Here is an 18,037-nt window from a genome sequence, read left to right as displayed (position 1 = left end):
TTACTCTGGCCGGTTATCAGCTGCTTTCAGGTGCTCTGTAATTAATTTAAGCAGTTTTTCTTCAATAGGCTCGGGAAAATCATGACCCATTCCCGGTTCGATATGTATTTTGGCTCCCGGTATTTTCTCTGCAACCTGCTTACCACAGGTAACATTGAGTAGAGGGTCGGCCTCGCCATGAATTACCAGGGTGGGGACATCCAGTTTAGTTAACAGAGGGCCACGGTCTTCCTCAGCAAGAATGGCCGCCAGTTGGCGCATGGCACCCTTGGGGTGTAATCCCCGATCCAGCAACCCGTTAATATAGGCTTTTAGGTATTCGTCAGAAGGCGGATAGGCAGGACTGCCAATGGCTCGCCAGAGTTTTTCGGAATGGTTCATCATAGCCTGGCGGTCACCATTCCGGGGTTGGCTGAGCATTACCCATTGAACTTTCATGGAGGGGTAGGGGATATCTCTGTCGCCGGTCATGGTCATGATCGGCGTCAGACTTTTTACCCGATCCGGATAGTGAATGGCCAGGCGCTGGCTGATCATTCCGCCCATGGAGGCACCGATAATATGGGCCTGGTCAATGGCCAGGTGATCCATAATGCCAATAGCATCTGCAGCCATATCTTTCAGGCTGTAGGCAGACCGGATTCGTTTTTTCAGCAGTGAGGCTTTGGCGATATCGAAGGGAGAGGGAAGCCCATAATGGTCAAGTATATCAGACTGTCCGGCATCCCGGTTATCCAGGCAGATAACGCGGTAGCCCTGGGTTACCAGGTAGTGACGCCAGCCCTGTGGCCACCCTGTCAAAGGCATGCCCAGCCCGTGGATTAACAAAACAGCGGGAGCATCGGTTGAACCGTCCTCTTCATAAGCTATTTGAATTCCATTGACGGTGGCATATGACATGAAGCTTCCCCTCTTTGTTATCTATTCATAGGGCTGATAGTAAGCGTTAAAAAGGTGCAGGGCTATTAAAGTTCATTAATTTATGGGTTACAGGGTGGTAAAAACCCAGTTGGCAGGCGTGCAGGTGCAGCCTTTCCGATGCGGACTGTGCTTCGTCATGGGCATAAAACTCACAACCCAGGATGGGAAAGCCTAACTCGGCCATATGAACCCGAAGCTGGTGAGATCGCCCGGTAACAGGCTCAAGTTTGACCCGGCTGTATTTCTTGCAGTGATCAAGCCGGTGAAAGCGCGTCAAAGAAGGTTTGCCTAATTCAAAGTCCACCATTTGTCTGGGGCGATTAGGCCAATCGCAGCGCAAGGGAAGATTGATCTCACCACTGTCTTTTTCCAGTATGCCCCATACGTCAGCAATATAGCCTTTGCTGACTTTACGGTCCTGAAACTGTCGGCTCAATATCCTGTGACTTTCTGCATGAAGTCCAAACACCATAAGCCCTGACGTTGACATATCCAGCCGGTGTACGACACGGGTCTCAGGTTCTATGGCTTGCAGCCGACCCAGGACGCTATCTTTATCATTAGGCGGACGTCCTGGAACGCTGAGAAGACCAGCGGGTTTATCCACAACTACAATATGTGAGTCACGAAAATGTTCTGTGAGGGGTTCCCTGCATGGAGGGACGATAAAGTTGCTCATGGGGAAATCATTTGACGGAAATGGACATGGTTGGTAACGACATAAATGTCAGCGTACTGTAAAATACACGACGAAAAAAATATAGTTGCTGAGCTACCGAGGCTTGTTGCTCTGCCAGGCCAGTTACAGGTGTTGGTGTTGCCTTCGGGCGGTAGCGTGGTTGGATATATTCAGAGTCTGGTTAATGGGCTTTTGACAGCGTTGCCACCACGGTTAAGTACGTGAGTGTATATTTGGGTGGTTTTCAAGTCTTTATGACCTAACAATTCCTGTACGGTACGGATATCATAGCCATCATCAAGAAGGTGGGTAGCAAATGAGTGGCGAAAGGTGTGGCAGCTGCCTTTTTTTTCGATACCTGCCCGGTGAATTGCCTGTTTAACAGCACGTTGTAAAGTACTGTCATCCAAATGATGGCGGCGCTCCTCTTTATCTCTTGGGTCGATGGAGCGTTTGTTAGAACAAAATACATACTGCCAATGTATGCTGCGTGCTTCGGATGGATATTTTCTTGAAAGGGCATCAGGCATCCACACTTTGCCAAAGCCTGCTTCAATATCAGCGGCATGGATATGCCGGACTTCTTTAATCCGTGACTGAATGGAATCTATGAGGGACTCAGGAAGCAAGGTAACCCTATCTTTGCTACCTTTGCCATCCCGGATAACAATAGAGTTTCTGTGAAAATTAATGTCTTTAATACGGAGGCGAAGGCATTCCATTAATCGTAGCCCTGATCCATACATCAGTTGTACAGGCAGCTTATATAGGGGATTGATAACAGAAAAAATGGCGTTAATTTCATCTCGTTCAAAAACAACCGGGATTTTCGCGGCTTTTTTTGCCCGAACTAACTTTGTAACATCACCTAAAGGCCGCCCGATAATTTGTGTATATAAAAAGTTGAGAGCATTCAATGCCTGATTTTGTGTAGCGGCAGCTACATTACGCTGTACTGCCAAATAGGTAAGGAATGTTTTAACATCATCGGGTCCGAGTTGTTGAGGGTGTTTCAGGTTATGGTATCTAATGAAATATTTGATCCAATAACAGTACGATTGTTCAGTTTTATAGCTGTACCTTTTAACGCGTAACACATTGCGAACCTGCTGCATGAACTTAGATGACATAGAAAAGCCTGTATACTGTTTTTTTATACAGTATTATTGATAGTGTTTTGAAAAAAGCAAATGCCGCTTGTGCATGATATTCGCAGGTTCTGACTATGGCAGTGTTATCTTATTGATAGTTATGAATATTTTCTTATGATAGAAAAGAGGGATAGATCTCTTATGAGTTGATAAGAAAGGTATTTGGGGGGATATACCGCATGTGCGCGTAATATCCAGTATCACTCGTTTGAGGTCTAATAGCTGTTATGTTGCTAAACATTACCACCATAAATCTGAGATAAACATGATTCAATTACGATGCACAAAAAAAGTGCAAGATTTTTTGGGTGTTAAGACATCAGACTTGTGTGATATATCTGATTCAGATAGTGCTCTTGGGAACTGGTACACAAACATTTTTACTCAAGAAAGAAGAAAAATTATCATCTTTATGAATGAGGTGACTTTACTTTCATTTATATTTACGGGAGTCAAGAAAATAAAATCAAAAGAAACGATAAAGGGTTTCCCTTGGGGGCTAGAGCAGCTATTGAAATTAGAAGGCTTCAGTAATGAGACTATAGGCAAAATCATTCAAGAAAATAGAACTATAGAGCTTACCTCTACAAATAGTCGAAAGTTACTTGGTAACATGAATGATCTTATATCAATGTACCAGTATTTTATTGATGCCGATGGTGGTTTGGAATATTGTAATACTGGAGAAATTATTCATAGAGTTAACAGAACGCCGCAAAGAAACTTGGAGTGGAAAGACTCTATATCAGCAGCAACAGCAATTATCAAAAATGCAACATAACAAGTGCAGGCATAGGACAGCTCACTGCGTTCGCTGCCCCTGCTGCAAGCGTTAGGCGGCTTTAGGCATCCACTGGTGAAAACAACAAACACCGTGCAAATCGAAAGAAACAGATGGGTGCAAAGCTGGCATGAAAGTATGTGCCAAGTGTTTTCTTGCAATGCCAGCAAAGGCAGTATGCTGTTTTTCAGGTTCAGTGGTTGCTGGCAAGCGGGTTTAGTGTTTACTCTTCCGTGCCACGCCAGCATAAAGTAAAGTGCCAGGTTTCTGTTTTGTGCCAGTGGCAAGGTTTTTCAAGGCCTCAGCTTTTTCAGTTCAGTGTTGCTGCAAGGCCGTTGTCCAGCAATCACCATTATCACAGGTGCGGGTAGCCGCCTAACAAGTGCATGGTGCGGGACGCTCACTGCGTTCGCGCCCCGCATGCAGGCGTTAGCTTTCCAAAAATGGAGTTCATCATGTATGAATATTGAGTGTTGGAAGTTTATAAATTCATTTGCACCATGGTTGTCTGCGATAGGTACTATTGTGGCAACGTCTGTATCACTTTATATAGCGCTATCTAACAGGAAGATATCAATCGATATTACTTCAGAAATTTATGAGTTTGATGCAGGGGTTGAAAAACTTATCGTACAAGTTACGAATACGGGGTATAGAACAGTAGTTTTTAACAATTACAGCTGCATTGCTTTTCAGTTGTCAAAATTTCGCAGCAGTAAAAATATAGGAATTGGATCAAATTATATTGATTTCCAGAACTCTTCTCAGTTTCCTTGTAAACTTTCTGAGGGTGAGACAATGAAATTAATAATAAGTATGGATAATTTAGAGTCTGGTAATTGGTTGAAAAATTTTAAACGCAATCATATGAATGGCTATTCAGAGTCAGATCTAAAAGTTATTGCATATCCAAATGTAGCAAAACCCTTTATCAAGAAGGTTGGTAAAAGTATTCGTACGGAGCTTGCAAAAGAAAGCTAACAAGTGCATCCAGCCGACCGCCTACGGCGTCGGCTGATGCAAGCGTTAGGTGTATAAGAAATAGTGAACTACCATATAACCATGATTCTCTACAGAAAGAATATTGGCTTTATGTTTTCAAAATATTCAAAATTTTACCTTATGGTTTTATGTTTATATGGGTCTTTTATTAGAGCTGATCCAAAATTTTTTGAATTAGGTTATCTGAATTCTAGCAACCATGAATTCGTTACTTGGACTGTTTATCCACTTTCTGATTACATGTGGAATTTAATTGTATCATATCCTAGAAGTAAATATTTTCAGTCTACTCTCTTAACCCATTTCTCATATAATAAAAATAAAACAGAACAAGGAGAGTTTATTCAAGTTTGTGCTGAGTGTAAAAATAAACGTCAATTCCTACTTATGCCGGAAAGTGGTAATTTTCTGTACATAAAAGAAAAATGCTATGATACCCGTGAGTCTGGGGATTAACACCTAACAATCGCAGGCAGCATCGCCCCTGTGGGGCTGGACGCTCGCCTGCGGCTCGCGCCGCTGCTGCAAGGCGTTATGTTGCAATAGTCATTGGTTAGCACCCTCTAAAAGCATGTTATAGCAATCAGTGCATAATGTTATATTCGCATCAAAATTGAAATAATACTCTCTTTTGTGACAGAACTTATTTCCTTGTGGTGTATAGCAGTTGTTTCCGCAACGAAATTTTTGAGCGCTACTTGCTCGTGATCGTTTGTAATTTTTTTCAAGTTCTTCTCTTGTTATTCTATTGTGCTGCTTGGTAGGAATAAGTGTTGTTGTGCGGCGAACGTACTGAAAAAAAGTAATTGTTCCATTATTATCTTGAAGTCTTAAATCATAAACTTCGCCACCGTCTAAAGTGAAAAGTTTATTCCATCCCAATAAAATTACATCATCATTTGAGCAGTAATCAACAATGCTGAACTTTTTTACTGTCTGTAATTTTTTTCTTCCTTCGGTTAAAACTTTTAATTCTCCTGCTTCTAAGCTGAATTGAAAGTCACTGCAAAGAGCGAAGGGTTGAAAGAAAAAAGAAAGAATCAATACAAGGCTATGTTTTTTCATGGGATAATATCCAAAAGTCACTGCACTGTATGGCAGTATAGCAACATAACAACGCGCAGCACTCCGACCGCATACTGCGGCGGTTGTGCTTAGGGTTAGCAGTACAAAGGAAATCCATGAGTATCTTGAGAAATGCAGTTGATTCAATTGCGATAGGGTTAGAAGACTTTGAGTCACCTGATGAAAGAAGAATAGTTTCTTCCACAAGAAATATATTTGCTGGGATATTGTTGCTATTTAAGCACAAGCTCTGCGAGCTTAGCCTGAAATTGATGCCACAGGGGCTGTAAATTGGATTGGGAAAGGTAAAAAGACCGTAGATGTCCAAAATATTAAAGAGCGCTTCGAGTCTTTAAATATTACAGTTGAGTGGAAACGGCTCGAAAGGATCAATAAGTACCGTAATGATATTGAGCATTACTATAGCACGATGAACAGTGAATCTGTTCAACAGCTCATATCAGATTCATTTATCATAATCAGAAACTTTATTGTTGACGAATTAAACGAAGATCCCAAAGAGCTTCTTGGCGAAGATTATTGGAAAATCTTGGTGGATGTGAATGAAGTTTATGAAAAAGAAAAGCAAGAGTGTGACTCTACGCTAAAAAAACTGGATTACTTCAGCGATGAGATTTTATATGCTCTACAAGCATATAGATGTGGTGAATGCGGTTCTGGTTTGTTAGAAGCTACATCTGATCAAGGTAAAGCTGTTGAAGCTTCATTTAAATGTCGTTCATGTGAAAATGATCTTCATTATGAAAGCATCGTAAATGCTGCTATCAATGAGTATTACGCTGATGATGTATATTTATCTCACAAAGATGGAGGTGACTCACCAGTCATAGATTGTCCATTTTGCTTTGATGGTAGTTATTTATTCCATGAGGGTGTTTGTGCCTCGTGCGGAGACTCAGCAACACATGAGTGCGAGAGATGTGGAGCCAGCATACCTCCTGAAGAAATTTCAGAAGATAATGTTTGTGGATATTGTGCTCACATGTGGGCAAAAATGATGGCAGAGTAATGTACTGCTAACAAGTGCAGGCATGGGACGGCTCACTGCGTTCGCCGCCCCTGCTGCAAGCGTTAGGTTCTGATGCTTTCATTGCTTATAGTCATATCTGGTCTATATTTTTTGTTCCTTTAGACTGTATGGATATGATCCATGAAAATCAGTAGTGATTCTAGAGTGCAAACTAATGATTTTGTTTTTACGCAAACGCCAGGTCATGAGCAAGCTCAGTATATGCAATTCTTATATGACCAAGGGATGAGTATCAGAGATATTTCGCTGTTTCTTGCTGTAAACGAAGAATTAGTTCTTTCTAAAGTCAATGACCAAAGTCACAAGCAATCGAACTTTGCTACCATTACGAAATTAGCTTCTTACCTTCACGAATTTAGCGAATAAATCACACTTCACTGCTTAGTGCTTGCACCTAACAAGTGCATAGTGCGGGACGCTCTCTTTGTTCGCGCCCCGCATGCAAGCGTTAAGTGTCTGCGGAGATTAAAGATGGATTTTCTGTTCAACAGTAAAGGGCAACATATTGCCAACTTAGTAAATGGTCAACTGCATGCACCAAGAGGGCAAAATATTGGGCATTACCTCGAAGCCCAAGGAATATTTATAGATATGCGCGGGCGTTACCTAGGCGAAGTTGTCCAACAGAATCGGCTTATGTATAACCGATCATCACCCCATAAAAATACGAATTACGGCAACTATGGGAACTACGGAAATGTTGGCAACTACGGCAATCCAGGGAACTATGGAAGCATTGGTATCATAGGCGGCTATCAGGATGTGGAAACTCCATGGTTAGGCTAAAACACTTAACAAAGCCAGCCAGTGTCGCCAGCAAGCTGGCTGGACTCGTTTCACTCGCCCCTGCTGGCAGGCGTTAGGCGGCTTTAGGCATCCACTGGTGAAAACAACAAACACCGTGCAAATCGAAAGAAACAGATGGGTGCAAAGCTGGCATGAAAGTATGTGCCAAGTGTTTTCTTGCAATGCCAGCAAAGGCAGTATGCTGTTTTTCAGGTTCAGTGGTTGCTGGCAAGCGGGTTTAGTGTTTACTCTTCCGTGCCACGCCAGCATAAAGTAAAGTGCCAGGTTTCTGTTTTGTGCCAGTGGCAAGGTTTTTCAAGGCCTCAGCTTTTTCAGTTCAGTGTTGCTGCAAGGCCGTTGTCCAGCAATCACCATTATCACAGGTGCGGGTAGCCGCCTAACAAGTGCATGGTGCGGGACGCTCACTGCGTTCGCGCCCCGCATGCAGGCGTTAGGCGGCTTTAGGCATCCACTGGTGAAAACAACAAACACCGTGCAAATCGAAAGAAACAGATGGGTGCAAAGCTGGCATGAAAGTATGTGCCAAGTGTTTTCTTGCAATGCCAGCAAAGGCAGTATGCTGTTTTTCAGGTTCAGTGGTTGCTGGCAAGCGGGTTTAGTGTTTACTCTTCCGTGCCACGCCAGCATAAAGTAAAGTGCCAGGTTTCTGTTTTGTGCCAGTGGCAAGGTTTTTCAAGGCCTCAGCTTTTTCAGTTCAGTGTTGCTGCAAGGCCGTTGTCCAGCAATCACCATTATCACAGGTGCGGGTAGCCGCCTAACAAGTGCATGGTGCGGGACGCTCACTGCGTTCGCGCCCCGCATGCAGGCGTTAGGCGGCTTTGGGTATCCACTGGTGAAAACAACAAACACCGTGCAAATTGAAAGAAACAGGTGGGTGCAAAGCTGGCGTGAAAGTATGTGCCAAGTGTTTTCTTGCAATGCCAGCACAGGCAGTATGCTGTTTTTCAGGTTCAGTGGTTGCTGGCAAGCGGCTTTAGTGTTTATCCTTCCGTGCCACGCCAGCATAAAGCAAGGTGCTCTGTAGGGGACAATTCTGAGGTAAACGTTGATCTATGAGGGAGAATGAGCTGCTTTCAATCAGTATTCTGCAAGTCCTTTACCTCAAGCAGTTTACTTTTTGTGCAGCATACTCATTCTCTGGAAAAACAGCTTAAAGCTTCTTTTAACTGGCATCAATCCCGTATTAACCTTATGGCTCTCGCCATCTTTGGCCTTATACAGGTTGGCACGGTCAGTTTGTCCCGTATAGCTCAAACGATGGGGCACCACACTGAAATAGACTCCAGACGTAAGCGCCTCAAACGTTTCCTGATGTGGAAAGGCTTCGAGCTGGATTGTGTGGCACGAATGGTTGTTGACTGGATGGTGCCTGAAGGCAACTGGATTGTGTGCCTGGATCGCTCCAACTGGCAGTTTGGAAAGTTCAAAATCAATATCATGATGGTGGCAATTGCTTATAAAGGCACTGCCATTCCTATTGTCTGGACGCTCCTTCCCAAAAAGGGCATGTCCAGCATGGAGGAACGAATCACGCTGCTGAAGCGTTTTATCAACTTACTGGGTACAGAGCGTATACAGTATTTAACCGCAGACCGTGAGTTTCGGGGTGAAAAATGGTTAAAGTGGCTGATAGCGCAGAAAATTCCTTTCCGTATCCGCATTCCAAACGACACCCGCACAATGAACCGCCATCGAACGGAAAAATTGAAAGCGTATCGATTTTTCAGTCTGAAAGTGGGAGAAAGCATGCATCTGAATCATGCACGGGAACTCTGGGGTGTTCGTGTATTTCTTTCCTGTTATCGCTCAGAGCAGGAACGCGTCATCATTATCAGCAATGAAGCAGGTCAGGAGGCGCTGGGTGACTACATGAGGCGATGGGAAATTGAGACACTATTCCAAGCTTTAAAGGGTAGAGGTTTCGATCTGGAGAGTACACACCTGTCAGACAGAGAGCGTATTGAGCGCCTGCTGGGAATTGTAACCCTTGCCTATTGTTGGGCTTACTGCACAGGAGAATGGCGTGCTGAAATTAAGCCCATCAAAAGGCTAAAACATGGACGCCTTGCCAATAGTATTTTTCGATATGGACTGGAGTGGCTGGCAAGCCTTCTGTTTGACCGTACTTCATCCAGTACAGAATTAATGTTTCATATTGAGATGTTTGGCCAGCCTGTAAGGCCAGCCACTCATTGCGACAGTAAGAGTTAGGGATAATTGTCCCCTACAGAGAGCAAGGTGCTAGGTTTCTGTTTTGTGCCAGTGGCAAGGTTTTTCAAAGCCTCAGCTTTTTCAGTTCGGTGTTGCTGTAAGGCCATTGGCTAACAATCACCATTATCACAGGTGCGGGTAGCCCCCTAACAATCGCAGCCAGCATCGCCCCTTCGGGGCTGGACGCTCGCCTTCGGCTCGCGCCGCTGCTGCAAGGCGTTAGTTTTCTCATCAACATCATCATTTATCAACAAGGATAGAAATGGATACATTCATTGAATTTGTAAAATCAGACATTGGGGTCACGCTGGCTTGGCTATGTACTGTAGGAAGTACATTGTTTGCTGTGATTACATCAAAGAAAAATAAACAGTTGAAAATAAAAATTGGTGAAATAACAAAGAATTCAACAGTAGATAATAGTCAGGATAGTGTTATGCAAAACGGCCAGAAAAATGTCTATACAAAGAACAACTCTGGCGGCATGAAAATTGACATGTAAGGACTGAATCTTGACCATAGGAAATGAAGGGAGCCCCCCCCCTGCAAATAAAACAGTTCAAGTTGAACGTAATGCTGGAAATATCATAATCGGGAATTCACCCGAATATGAGATCAGCTCAGCTATAAATGAATTGCTAAAGTCATTAGCTAATAAGCCGTTTACGTTTAAGAAAAGCAGAAGACGCCCGTCCTCTGAGACAGTTGTGAAGATTCAACATAATAATCTTAAAGCTAAAAGTCATATCATAAAGCAATACTTAGATCATTCCTCAAAAGTAGAAGAAGCCTATTCCGAGATAGACTCACTGATAACTTTTGGAAAAAATACAATCCTGCAAAATTTAAACGATTTATATTATCATGCTTTAGACGCTGTTGAAATCGACTATCTAACTTGCGATATAGACATCGCTAAAATCAGAGAAAATTCAGAGTTCATTTTGGATTTTATTATTCAAAGATTAAAAAATACTGTATTTGAATCAAAAAACACTCCAGTTTACAAAGAGCATGTTGAATTGGGCGTGAATGTCGTTGTCGCTCATGCTTTTATTGAGTGCATAATTATGGAGAATCCAATTTGTGATTCCTAGAAATGGTTGTGACCCAGAAATAAATGTTGTAAGTATCGGGGCAAAAATTCTAAAGAAATTGGCAGAGGAAAATTCGTCCTTGGATGCGATACTCACTGACTGTTCTTCAGAACTAAAAGTATCGATTGATCACATTATATTGTCATTAGATTGGTTGTTTGCAATTAAGGCTATTGGGATTAATGGAACAGAGGTTTTTATAAATGAAGCTTGACAGCCTTGAAATAAAGATAAATAGCGAAGTAAAAAGATTGGTTAAATTCGAGACAGGCCTTAACCTCATCACAAACAAGCCAAATTCTGGTCGTACAGGAAACAGCGTCGGAAAATCAACATTATCAAGAGTGATTGATTTTCTAATGCTAGGAAGCATAGACAATATTTACATCGATGAAGAGTTTCAAAAGCCAAATCTTGAGATAGAAGCGCTTTTCAAGAACAACTTTGTAACTGCTTCCCTCAACTTTTTTGACTTCTCAAACAAAATAAATCAAATTTCTCGAAATCTATGTATTGGAGGGGAATCTGAATCTAAATTCTGGGTAAATGGTGAAATTGTTGAAGAAAAGGGATATGAGTCATTTATTCAGGATAAAATCTTTAATATATCTACTAGAAGGCCTTCTGTTCGAGCTGTAGCGCCTAAATTCATTAGAAATGACAGTCATAGAATGTTAAGTACGACCAAGTTTCTTGATAAACGACAAGGCCCAAAAGATTACAGCGAACTTTTTTTATACCTTTTCGGTTTCAATAATACGTCTCTACTTACAGAGAAAAGAGATGCAACGAATCTGGTTAATAGACGAAAAAGGAATTCCACTTCAATCAATGCTCTAGTGAAAGAGCAAAAGCCAAAAAGTGAGATCAAAAAACATAAGGCAATTGCTAAAGAGCTAGAGAGCAACCTTTTAACATTCGAATACTCGTCAGAATATTCGAATCCAATAGAAAGGCTTTCAGAACTACAAGTAAAAGAAGACCGATATACCGAAGAGCTTCTATCAATACAGCGAAAAGTAGACAATATTAATCATACTGTCGAGCTATTATCCAAAGACAAAGATGGCTATTTAATCAACGAGCTTAAAGCTATATATAGTTTCTCTGGTGTAGCAATTGATGGAGCCTTAAGAGAACTTGAAGAAGTTATTTTGTTCCATAGAAATCTCGTTAAAAAAAAGAGGCACTTTCTTACGATTGACCTGCCTAAATTGAATGAGGAATCTGAGGGTCTTCAAGCAGAGCTCAGTTCAATACGGAAAGATAAGTTACAAGTTTTTTCTGATATGAGGTCTAAGGAAAGCTTAGACAATGTGACTAAAAACCTGAAACGTCTTGGTGAGCTTAAAGTTGAGCTTGGAAAGTTAGAAGGTCTAATGGAGCAGCAGTCCAAGGCAAAATTAGATCAAACTGAAGCTGAAGCTCAATTGAAAAAAATCCTTGAGGCTATTTCCAAAGAGATTAACAATGTTTATGAGTTTGAGAAGAAATTCAATACACATTTAGGATCTCTTACCAAAAGTCTTCACGATGAAGAATACAGCATAGACTTAGAATTCAATAAGGATAGTGGTATTTGTTCTATAGAGCTCAATAATTCAGCAACTAATCCTGAGGGTGGGAAGAAGAAAGCTGAAGTCATTGCTTTTGATTTTGCATATATATATGCCATTAATGAGTTAAAGCTGAATCGACCAAATTTTATATTTCATGACAGTATTGAGGATATTGACAAAAAACAGATTGAAGATATTTTCAAAGAAGCAAAGAAGCTCCCGGGTCAACAGATTCTGTCAATGCTATCAGATAAAATAACAGAAGAAACTTACAAGAAGATATCCAAAAATGTAATCTTATCTCTTGATGAGGATGAAAAGTTCTTTTGTGTTTAAACAAAAACTAACAAGTCAAATCACTCGGACGCAGCGAAGCTGCGCCGGTGTTTGAGGCGTTAGGTGCTCATAACTCATACTAAAAATACCCGGTTTCAAGCTGATTGTACTTTGGTACACTTCCATTTTTGTCAATAAATACACACAAACATATTCATGAAATATATTCTTACTCTTATCCTTTCTCTCACGCTTGTCGGGTGCGCCTCGACAAAAATTAATTATGCGCAGGAAGCATCAAAGCTATCTCTTGCTATGACCAAGCAGGATGTTATACAACTGCTTGGGCAACCCAAGAGAACCTCCGTGAGAATGCATCAAGGTAAAAAAGTTGAAGAACTATCCTACTGGTCAGAAGTTGTTTATGGCTGTACCCCTGTTGATAATGAAATGCTTGCTAACGATAGAGTAACAATCACCCTAACAGATGGAGTTGTAACTGAGTGGGGGGATAAGCTTGATCATAACCGCATGATAGAGAAGGCTTATGAGCAGCAGCAAAAATTATTGCAAGATATACAGCCTGCCGAAGTCAACGTAAAGTAAGCGCCAATTTAAACCCACCTTAAAACTCCAAATCAAAAAAGTTAGGTTTTCTATTTTTTAGGAAACCCTACTATGAAAACAGATGAAGCCGCCAAACTCAGACAGCTTTGGCAGCAGCACCTTAAGGACTGGCAACAATCTGGCATAAGGCAAACTCCCTGGTGTCGCCAGAGGGGACTGTCTCCCCATCAGTTCAGTTATTGGAAGAAAAAGTTGATGACCAGGCCTGCACAGCCAAAACTGATTCCTGTTGCTGGGATGTCAAAGCCTGACCTTGTTTCTCAGTCTCCGGTTGTCATGCACCTGCCCTCTGGTATCAAGCTGGAGGTATCCGTCGAGCAAGTGCCTGGGCTGGTTCAGGCGTTGCAGTGCCTATGATTCGTCCAGCGGCTGATACTGACGTATTCCTTTATAGTGAGCCCGTGGATATGCGTAAGTCTATCAATGGCCTGGCCACTCTGGTGGAACAGGAGATGGCTCTGTCCCCCTTTGACCGCAAGCTGTTTGTGTTTTGCAACCGGGGAAGAGACAAGGTGAAGCTGCTTTACTGGGAGCGCAATGGCTTTGTCCTCTGGTATAAGCGACTGGAGAAATTCCGGTTCCAATGGCACTGGGATAGCATGCCCTCCCATATTGATGGTGATCTTCTCAACCGACTGCTGGATGGCTATGACATTCGTCCTCCTCAACCTCATCCTGCGCTGACCTACACGTCAATGATCTGATGCAGGGAATTGTCTTCCTGCCTTAGGGTATCCTTCAGGGATGAACGACACCCTTGCACATCTTCCTGATGACCCCACTATCCTCAAAGCCTACATTGCCCAGCTGCAAGGCAGGCTTTCCACTCTTGAGGAACATATCCGGCAACTGATCCGGCAGCGCTTTGGCGCGTCTAGCGAAAAAGCACCAGCCAATCAGTTCGGCCTGTTCAATGAGGCCGAGCAGGACCAGCCTGACAATCCTGATGCAGTGGCAAAAGCAGAGGCAGAAATCACAGTCCCTGCCCATCAGCGCAAGAAGCCGGGGCGCAAGCCATTACCTGAAGCCCTGCCCAGGGTTCGTCGGGAACATGACCTCCCTGAACAGGAAAAGGTCTGCTCCTGTTGCGGTAGCCATGACCTGCACAGGATCGGCGAGGAAGTCAGCGAGCAACTGGATATCATTCCCGCCAAGGTTCAGGTTATTCAGAACGTGCGCCCAAAGTATGCCTGTCGCCATTGTGAAGGCTCCATCCAGACCGCACCCATGCCTCCCCAGCCCATACCGGGTAGTATCGCTACACCGGGCTTGCTGGCCTACATTGCCACCGGAAAATATGTGGACGGCTTGCCCCTGTACCGCCAAGAACAGTTTGTGCTGAACCGGCTCGGGGTTGAAGTGGCCAGGGCAACCACAGCCCAGTGGATGGTGCGTTGCGGTGAACTGGTACAGCCCCTGGTCAACCTGATGCGAGATCATTTACTTGAATCTCCGCTGATCCATTGTGACGAAACCCATGTCAAGGTGCTGAGGGAGTCAGGGAAGAAAGCACAGAGCCTGTCGTACATGTGGGTACAGGTGGCAGAGCCTGTTCCAGATCACAGAGTCATTCTATTTGATTATGATCCCAGTCGGAGTGGGTCCGTTCCTGTCAGGTTGCTGGAAGGCTTTAAGGGGTATCTGCAAACGGATGGCTATGAGGGCTATGCTGCCATAGGCCGACAGGAAGGCATTATCAGCCAGGGCTGCTGGGCCCATGCCCGGAGAAAATTCAATGAAGCGGTAAAAGGCCTGAAAAAAGGGGTAAAAACTGGAAAGGCTTATATGGGAATGGCCTATATCCAGAAGCTTTACCGTATTGAACGGGAAATAAAAGACTGTTCCTGTGAAGAAAAGAAAATGATCCGGCAACAGAAAAGCCGGGACATTCTCAGTCAGCTACGACAATGGTTAGATAAATCGCTACCACAAACGCCCCCTAAAACACTGTTGGGTAAGGCGCTTAATTACCTCAATAACCAGTGGGATAAACTGATTCGCTACTGCGATGAGGGTTATCTACGCATGGACAATAATCTGGCAGAAAACGCCATTCGCCCCTTTGTCATCGGGCGTAAAGCATGGCTGTTTAGCACCAGTCAGGCAGGCGCTAATGCCAGCGCTAATCTGTACAGTCTGGTAGAGACAGCGAAAGCCTGTGGCTTGGAGTCATATGCCTATTTAAAGGAGGTGTTTACCCAGCTACCCGCAGCAAAAACACTGGCGGATATTGAGCAACTGCTGCCATGGAATCAAAACTCTTCTTAAATCAAGGTGGGGTTAATTAATCGCTTACGTCTGGCAATCCTATCAGGCACTTTGAAGGGTTTGAGCAGACCGTTAATGCTCTCTTTAATCAAGCTCAGCAAGATTTTTTAGCAGAGGCGCTGGCTGAGCTTGATATTGATACTCCAGCTATTGAGGTCAGCGGGATCACTTATAAGCAGGTGTTGCGCAGTTATAAAACCTACCAGACAGCGGTTGGTTCAGTCCGGGTTATGCGAACACTTTATCGTAACGGCAAAGAGCCGTGTATCGTACCCATGGAGTTGAAAGCCGGGATCGTGGAAGGCTTCTGGACGCCTCGGGCTGCAAAGCAAGCTGCCTGGGTTGTTGCTCAAATGTCTCCCGGTGAAGCAAAAAGCCTCCTTGATCTCATGGGAGGTATGTCTCCCTCAGAAAGCAGTCTTGCTCGTTTCCCCAGGCAATTTAATACTCAGTGGGAACAGCACCGTGAGCCTTTTGAAGAGATGCTTATTGAGAAACTTAACGTGCCCACCAATGCGGTCACAGTAGCCGCCTCCCTGGATGGCGTTATGCTGCCCATGAAAGATGGCAAACGAGTAGAAAAGCGAGCCAGGAGCGCTTCTGAAGGCAAACGGACTCAAGGGCCAACAGGTTGCAAGGAGGCCAGTTGCGGAACTTTGTCGTTTTACGATCAACAGGGGGAGCGTTTATCAACAGTCCGCATAGGACGAATGCCAGAAACTAAAAAACTCACACTCAAGCAGTCTTTGTCAGCACTATTGCAAGAAGCGTTGCGACAAAAGCCACAGCTGTCACTGGTCAAAGTCGCTGATGGCGCCAAGGACAACTGGTCATACCTTTCCCGGGAACTACCAGCGGGTGTTGAGGTTATTGATTACTACCACGCAGCCGATCACCTGAAGAAAGCATTTGACCAGGCTTATGGAGAAAACAGCATCAAGTCCAAAGAAAAGTTTGTCACTTACCGACACGTCCTCAAAGAGGAACTTGATGGGGTTGAGCGCATTATTAAAGCCCTGGCTTATCAGCATAAAAAGCATCCGCGCCGCTCAAAATTAAAGACCGAGCTGGAGTATTTCAGAAAAAATCGCCAGCGTATGCGCTATGCTGAACACTTGTCGAATAACCTTCCGATCGGCTCTGGTGTGGTAGAGGCAGCCTGTAAAACCTTGGTTACCCAGCGGATGAAGTGCTCAGGTATGCGCTGGCGAAATCCGGGTGGTCAGGGCGTATTGACGCTTCGGTCATTAGTTCAGAGCCACTGGTTTGAAAATGGCTGGAAGTTATTTGCTGCAACTTATTGCGAGAAAGTCACCAAGGCTGCTACAAGCAATGTCATACCATTCCCAGAGAAAGGTGGCAGTGTTTAGTTGTGGTCAATATGAGACTTTCACCCAATCGAATTGCAGCCAAGAAAATGACTAAAGAAAGACTTGATGAAAGAGACCAAAATGGTGAAATCCTTGGCTGGTTTAATGAAATATTGCAGAGATGCAGCTAGGGCTAACAAGGCGCTTCTGTCGGACAAGTTTTTCGCTGCGCTACAAACTTGCCGCAGAGCGCGGCGTTAGCAGGCAGTACACATTTAAATTTCTATCTGCCGTTGGGTCAGGTTTTTAAAATTAGCTTTTTGGTGTTGTGCCATTTGCAGGGGTTGTACTTTATTCCCTATCAGCTCAAAGCAACAAAAAGTTTTCAGTGGCTCTCAACTCTTCCTTGTCGGTGGGTTTGGAGTCGGTCGCTGCCAGTGCTGCGGCACTAACAGGTTGGGCATGGCAGCGTTAGCTCACAGCGTGTGGCTTTTTCTGTTCAGTGCTCAATGTAAAGGTTTTAAAGCCAGCAACAGCACGGGTAAAATTCTCAAGGTCAGCAATGGTTGGGCGCATTTCTCAGCAAAAGGAGGGTATAGGACACCCATAAATTTCCTGTTTGAATCAAGGTCATATGGCGTACGACGGTGATTTTGTGTTTGCAGTGGTTGCCATGTTGACCTCAGAGGCGAAGCCTCACCCTGATTAACCAAACGAACTTTCTGCACGTTTTGAGCTTACCAGTGGAATCGGTAACGAGAGAAATGAGCAAAGCTGCGAGCGTGAGGGGTTTGAGTGACCGAAGGGAGCGACGACCCCGAGGGGTTGTGAATTCATGGGGAAAATAAGTTCTTTAATTGTTCTGCTAGTTGAAAAATATCTTCTTGATTATAAATTAATTCACTTCCGAAATAATTCACGATTATCTGAAACAGAGAGCTAAAAGACTCAGTTAAATCCTTCATCCTTAGAGCTGTTTCAGCAAAAGCAAAATTAGTATCGGTTAGCTTAATCCAGTTTTCAACGTAGTTAGCAAAGAAGGGATCAAGTTCAAACATCTTATCTAAAATTAACTTTACGCTTATACAGGCAGCCATAAATCTCGAAACTCCTTAACATTTTTTGCTGTGATCGCCATGTTGACCTCATTATGTACTCCTGAGTATAGAATGGAAGGGTGAAAGTCTCAAATTGACCGGGCTTCTTCAGCTTGCCAACCGGGGAAAGTAGTA

21 protein-coding genes are annotated in these 18,037 nt (G+C 43.6%); 16 read left to right on the top strand and 5 right to left on the bottom strand.

Going from position 1 to position 18,037, the window contains the following annotated elements:
• The 3 genes from MJ595_RS02205 to MJ595_RS02195 all read right to left on the bottom strand — a co-directional run bounded on the left by MJ595_RS02205 (position 1) and on the right by MJ595_RS02195 (position 2,730).
• Positions 1–900, bottom strand: a complete 900-nt coding sequence (locus tag MJ595_RS02205) for an alpha/beta hydrolase (protein WP_263080884.1) — start codon at positions 898–900, stop codon at positions 1–3.
• Between the two features lie 46 nt (positions 901–946).
• Complete coding sequence (locus tag MJ595_RS02200) at positions 947–1,600, bottom strand: pseudouridine synthase (RefSeq protein ID WP_263080883.1); 654 nt, start codon at positions 1,598–1,600, stop codon at positions 947–949.
• Positions 1,601–1,770: 170 nt separating this feature from the next.
• On the bottom strand, positions 1,771–2,730 hold the full coding sequence (locus MJ595_RS02195) for an integron integrase (RefSeq protein WP_263080882.1): 960 nt from the start codon (positions 2,728–2,730) through the stop codon (positions 1,771–1,773).
• Positions 2,731–3,043: 313 nt separating this feature from the next.
• Between MJ595_RS02195 and MJ595_RS02190 the strand changes: the two genes are divergently transcribed.
• The 3 genes from MJ595_RS02190 to MJ595_RS02180 all read left to right on the top strand — a co-directional run bounded on the left by MJ595_RS02190 (position 3,044) and on the right by MJ595_RS02180 (position 4,990).
• Complete coding sequence (locus MJ595_RS02190) at positions 3,044–3,532, top strand: hypothetical protein (RefSeq protein WP_263079121.1); 489 nt, start codon at positions 3,044–3,046, stop codon at positions 3,530–3,532.
• A gap of 459 nt (positions 3,533–3,991) precedes the next feature.
• Positions 3,992–4,513 carry a hypothetical protein gene (locus MJ595_RS02185; protein WP_263080881.1) on the top strand — a complete coding sequence of 174 codons (522 nt, stop codon included), beginning with the start codon at positions 3,992–3,994 and terminating at the stop codon, positions 4,511–4,513.
• 63 nt (positions 4,514–4,576) lie between these two features.
• Entirely contained in the window at positions 4,577–4,990 is a 414-nt protein-coding gene (locus tag MJ595_RS02180) for a hypothetical protein (RefSeq protein ID WP_263080880.1), read from the top strand.
• 90 nt (positions 4,991–5,080) lie between these two features.
• Here the strand turns inward: MJ595_RS02180 and MJ595_RS02175 are convergent, their stop codons facing one another.
• Entirely contained in the window at positions 5,081–5,599 is a 519-nt protein-coding gene (locus tag MJ595_RS02175) for a hypothetical protein (RefSeq protein ID WP_263080879.1), read from the bottom strand.
• A 430-nt stretch (positions 5,600–6,029) separates the two neighbouring features.
• Between MJ595_RS02175 and MJ595_RS02170 the strand changes: the two genes are divergently transcribed.
• From MJ595_RS02170 to MJ595_RS02110, 13 genes are all read left to right on the top strand, one after another.
• Positions 6,030–6,629 (top strand): hypothetical protein, encoded by a 600-nt coding sequence (locus MJ595_RS02170; RefSeq protein WP_263080878.1) that lies wholly within the window; start codon positions 6,030–6,032, stop codon positions 6,627–6,629.
• Between the two features lie 141 nt (positions 6,630–6,770).
• The gene (locus tag MJ595_RS02165; RefSeq protein WP_263079123.1) at positions 6,771–7,016 is read left to right on the top strand and encodes a hypothetical protein; all 246 of its coding nucleotides are present in this window, start codon (positions 6,771–6,773) and stop codon (positions 7,014–7,016) included.
• Between the two features lie 105 nt (positions 7,017–7,121).
• Positions 7,122–7,436: a hypothetical protein gene (locus tag MJ595_RS02160; RefSeq protein WP_263080877.1), complete on the top strand. Its 315-nt coding sequence runs from the start codon at positions 7,122–7,124 to the stop codon at positions 7,434–7,436.
• A 1,083-nt stretch (positions 7,437–8,519) separates the two neighbouring features.
• Positions 8,520–9,668, top strand: coding sequence for an IS4 family transposase (locus MJ595_RS02155; protein WP_263079026.1), 1,149 nt, complete (start codon positions 8,520–8,522; stop codon positions 9,666–9,668).
• Positions 9,669–9,930: 262 nt separating this feature from the next.
• Positions 9,931–10,170, top strand: coding sequence for a hypothetical protein (locus MJ595_RS02150; protein WP_096013089.1), 240 nt, complete (start codon positions 9,931–9,933; stop codon positions 10,168–10,170).
• A 10-nt stretch (positions 10,171–10,180) separates the two neighbouring features.
• Positions 10,181–10,765 carry a hypothetical protein gene (locus tag MJ595_RS02145; RefSeq protein ID WP_263080876.1) on the top strand — a complete coding sequence of 195 codons (585 nt, stop codon included), beginning with the start codon at positions 10,181–10,183 and terminating at the stop codon, positions 10,763–10,765.
• Positions 10,755–10,979 (top strand): hypothetical protein, encoded by a 225-nt coding sequence (locus MJ595_RS02140; protein WP_263080875.1) that lies wholly within the window; start codon positions 10,755–10,757, stop codon positions 10,977–10,979. Before MJ595_RS02145 ends, MJ595_RS02140 begins: the two co-directional genes overlap by 11 nt.
• Positions 10,969–12,660, top strand: a complete 1,692-nt coding sequence (locus tag MJ595_RS02135; protein WP_263080874.1) for a DUF2326 domain-containing protein — start codon at positions 10,969–10,971, stop codon at positions 12,658–12,660. Before MJ595_RS02140 ends, MJ595_RS02135 begins: the two co-directional genes overlap by 11 nt.
• Before the next feature lie 156 nt (positions 12,661–12,816).
• Entirely contained in the window at positions 12,817–13,206 is a 390-nt protein-coding gene (locus MJ595_RS02130) for a hypothetical protein (RefSeq protein WP_263080873.1), read from the top strand.
• Between the two features lie 72 nt (positions 13,207–13,278).
• Entirely contained in the window at positions 13,279–13,584 is a 306-nt protein-coding gene (locus tag MJ595_RS02125) for a hypothetical protein (protein ID WP_263079171.1), read from the top strand.
• Positions 13,581–13,931 carry an IS66 family insertion sequence element accessory protein TnpB gene (gene tnpB / locus MJ595_RS02120; protein ID WP_263079172.1) on the top strand — a complete coding sequence of 117 codons (351 nt, stop codon included), beginning with the start codon at positions 13,581–13,583 and terminating at the stop codon, positions 13,929–13,931. The genes MJ595_RS02125 and tnpB overlap by 4 nt, the downstream gene beginning before the upstream one ends.
• Before the next feature lie 40 nt (positions 13,932–13,971).
• Complete coding sequence (locus tag MJ595_RS02115) at positions 13,972–15,495, top strand: IS66 family transposase (protein ID WP_263079174.1); 1,524 nt, start codon at positions 13,972–13,974, stop codon at positions 15,493–15,495.
• Positions 15,496–15,674: 179 nt separating this feature from the next.
• Positions 15,675–16,865 carry a hypothetical protein gene (locus MJ595_RS02110; RefSeq protein WP_263080872.1) on the top strand — a complete coding sequence of 397 codons (1,191 nt, stop codon included), beginning with the start codon at positions 15,675–15,677 and terminating at the stop codon, positions 16,863–16,865.
• 773 nt (positions 16,866–17,638) lie between these two features.
• On the opposite strand, the gene MJ595_RS02105 is transcribed toward MJ595_RS02110, so the two are convergent.
• Positions 17,639–17,902, bottom strand: coding sequence for a hypothetical protein (locus tag MJ595_RS02105; protein WP_263080871.1), 264 nt, complete (start codon positions 17,900–17,902; stop codon positions 17,639–17,641).
• Positions 17,903–18,037: the final 135 nt, after the last annotated feature.

The sequence above is a fragment of the Endozoicomonas sp. Mp262 genome (assembly GCF_025643335.1).
Taxonomy (GTDB): domain Bacteria; phylum Pseudomonadota; class Gammaproteobacteria; order Pseudomonadales; family Endozoicomonadaceae; genus Endonucleibacter.
Note: the sequence above shows the minus strand (reverse complement) of the source record. Positions and strands in the feature narration are given on the sequence as shown.

Excerpts from the sequence above, each read along its gene's own strand:
- MJ595_RS02205 (WP_263080884.1), bottom strand. The coding sequence starts at position 900 with ATGTCATATGCCACCGTCAATGGAATTCAAATAGCTTATGAAGAGGAC.
- MJ595_RS02200 (WP_263080883.1), bottom strand. The coding sequence starts at position 1,600 with ATGAGCAACTTTATCGTCCCTCCATGCAGGGAACCCCTCACAGAACAT.
- MJ595_RS02195 (WP_263080882.1), bottom strand. The coding sequence starts at position 2,730 with ATGTCATCTAAGTTCATGCAGCAGGTTCGCAATGTGTTACGCGTTAAA.
- MJ595_RS02185 (WP_263080881.1), top strand. The coding sequence starts at position 3,992 with ATGAATATTGAGTGTTGGAAGTTTATAAATTCATTTGCACCATGGTTG.
- MJ595_RS02175 (WP_263080879.1), bottom strand. The coding sequence starts at position 5,599 with ATGAAAAAACATAGCCTTGTATTGATTCTTTCTTTTTTCTTTCAACCC.
- MJ595_RS02170 (WP_263080878.1), top strand. The coding sequence starts at position 6,030 with ATGAACAGTGAATCTGTTCAACAGCTCATATCAGATTCATTTATCATA.
- MJ595_RS02165 (WP_263079123.1), top strand. The coding sequence starts at position 6,771 with ATGAAAATCAGTAGTGATTCTAGAGTGCAAACTAATGATTTTGTTTTT.
- MJ595_RS02160 (WP_263080877.1), top strand. The coding sequence starts at position 7,122 with ATGGATTTTCTGTTCAACAGTAAAGGGCAACATATTGCCAACTTAGTA.
- MJ595_RS02155 (WP_263079026.1), top strand. The coding sequence starts at position 8,520 with ATGAGCTGCTTTCAATCAGTATTCTGCAAGTCCTTTACCTCAAGCAGT.
- MJ595_RS02150 (WP_096013089.1), top strand. The coding sequence starts at position 9,931 with ATGGATACATTCATTGAATTTGTAAAATCAGACATTGGGGTCACGCTG.
- MJ595_RS02135 (WP_263080874.1), top strand. The coding sequence starts at position 10,969 with ATGAAGCTTGACAGCCTTGAAATAAAGATAAATAGCGAAGTAAAAAGA.
- MJ595_RS02130 (WP_263080873.1), top strand. The coding sequence starts at position 12,817 with ATGAAATATATTCTTACTCTTATCCTTTCTCTCACGCTTGTCGGGTGC.
- MJ595_RS02125 (WP_263079171.1), top strand. The coding sequence starts at position 13,279 with ATGAAAACAGATGAAGCCGCCAAACTCAGACAGCTTTGGCAGCAGCAC.
- tnpB (WP_263079172.1), top strand. The coding sequence starts at position 13,581 with ATGATTCGTCCAGCGGCTGATACTGACGTATTCCTTTATAGTGAGCCC.
- MJ595_RS02115 (WP_263079174.1), top strand. The coding sequence starts at position 13,972 with ATGAACGACACCCTTGCACATCTTCCTGATGACCCCACTATCCTCAAA.
- MJ595_RS02105 (WP_263080871.1), bottom strand. The coding sequence starts at position 17,902 with ATGGCTGCCTGTATAAGCGTAAAGTTAATTTTAGATAAGATGTTTGAA.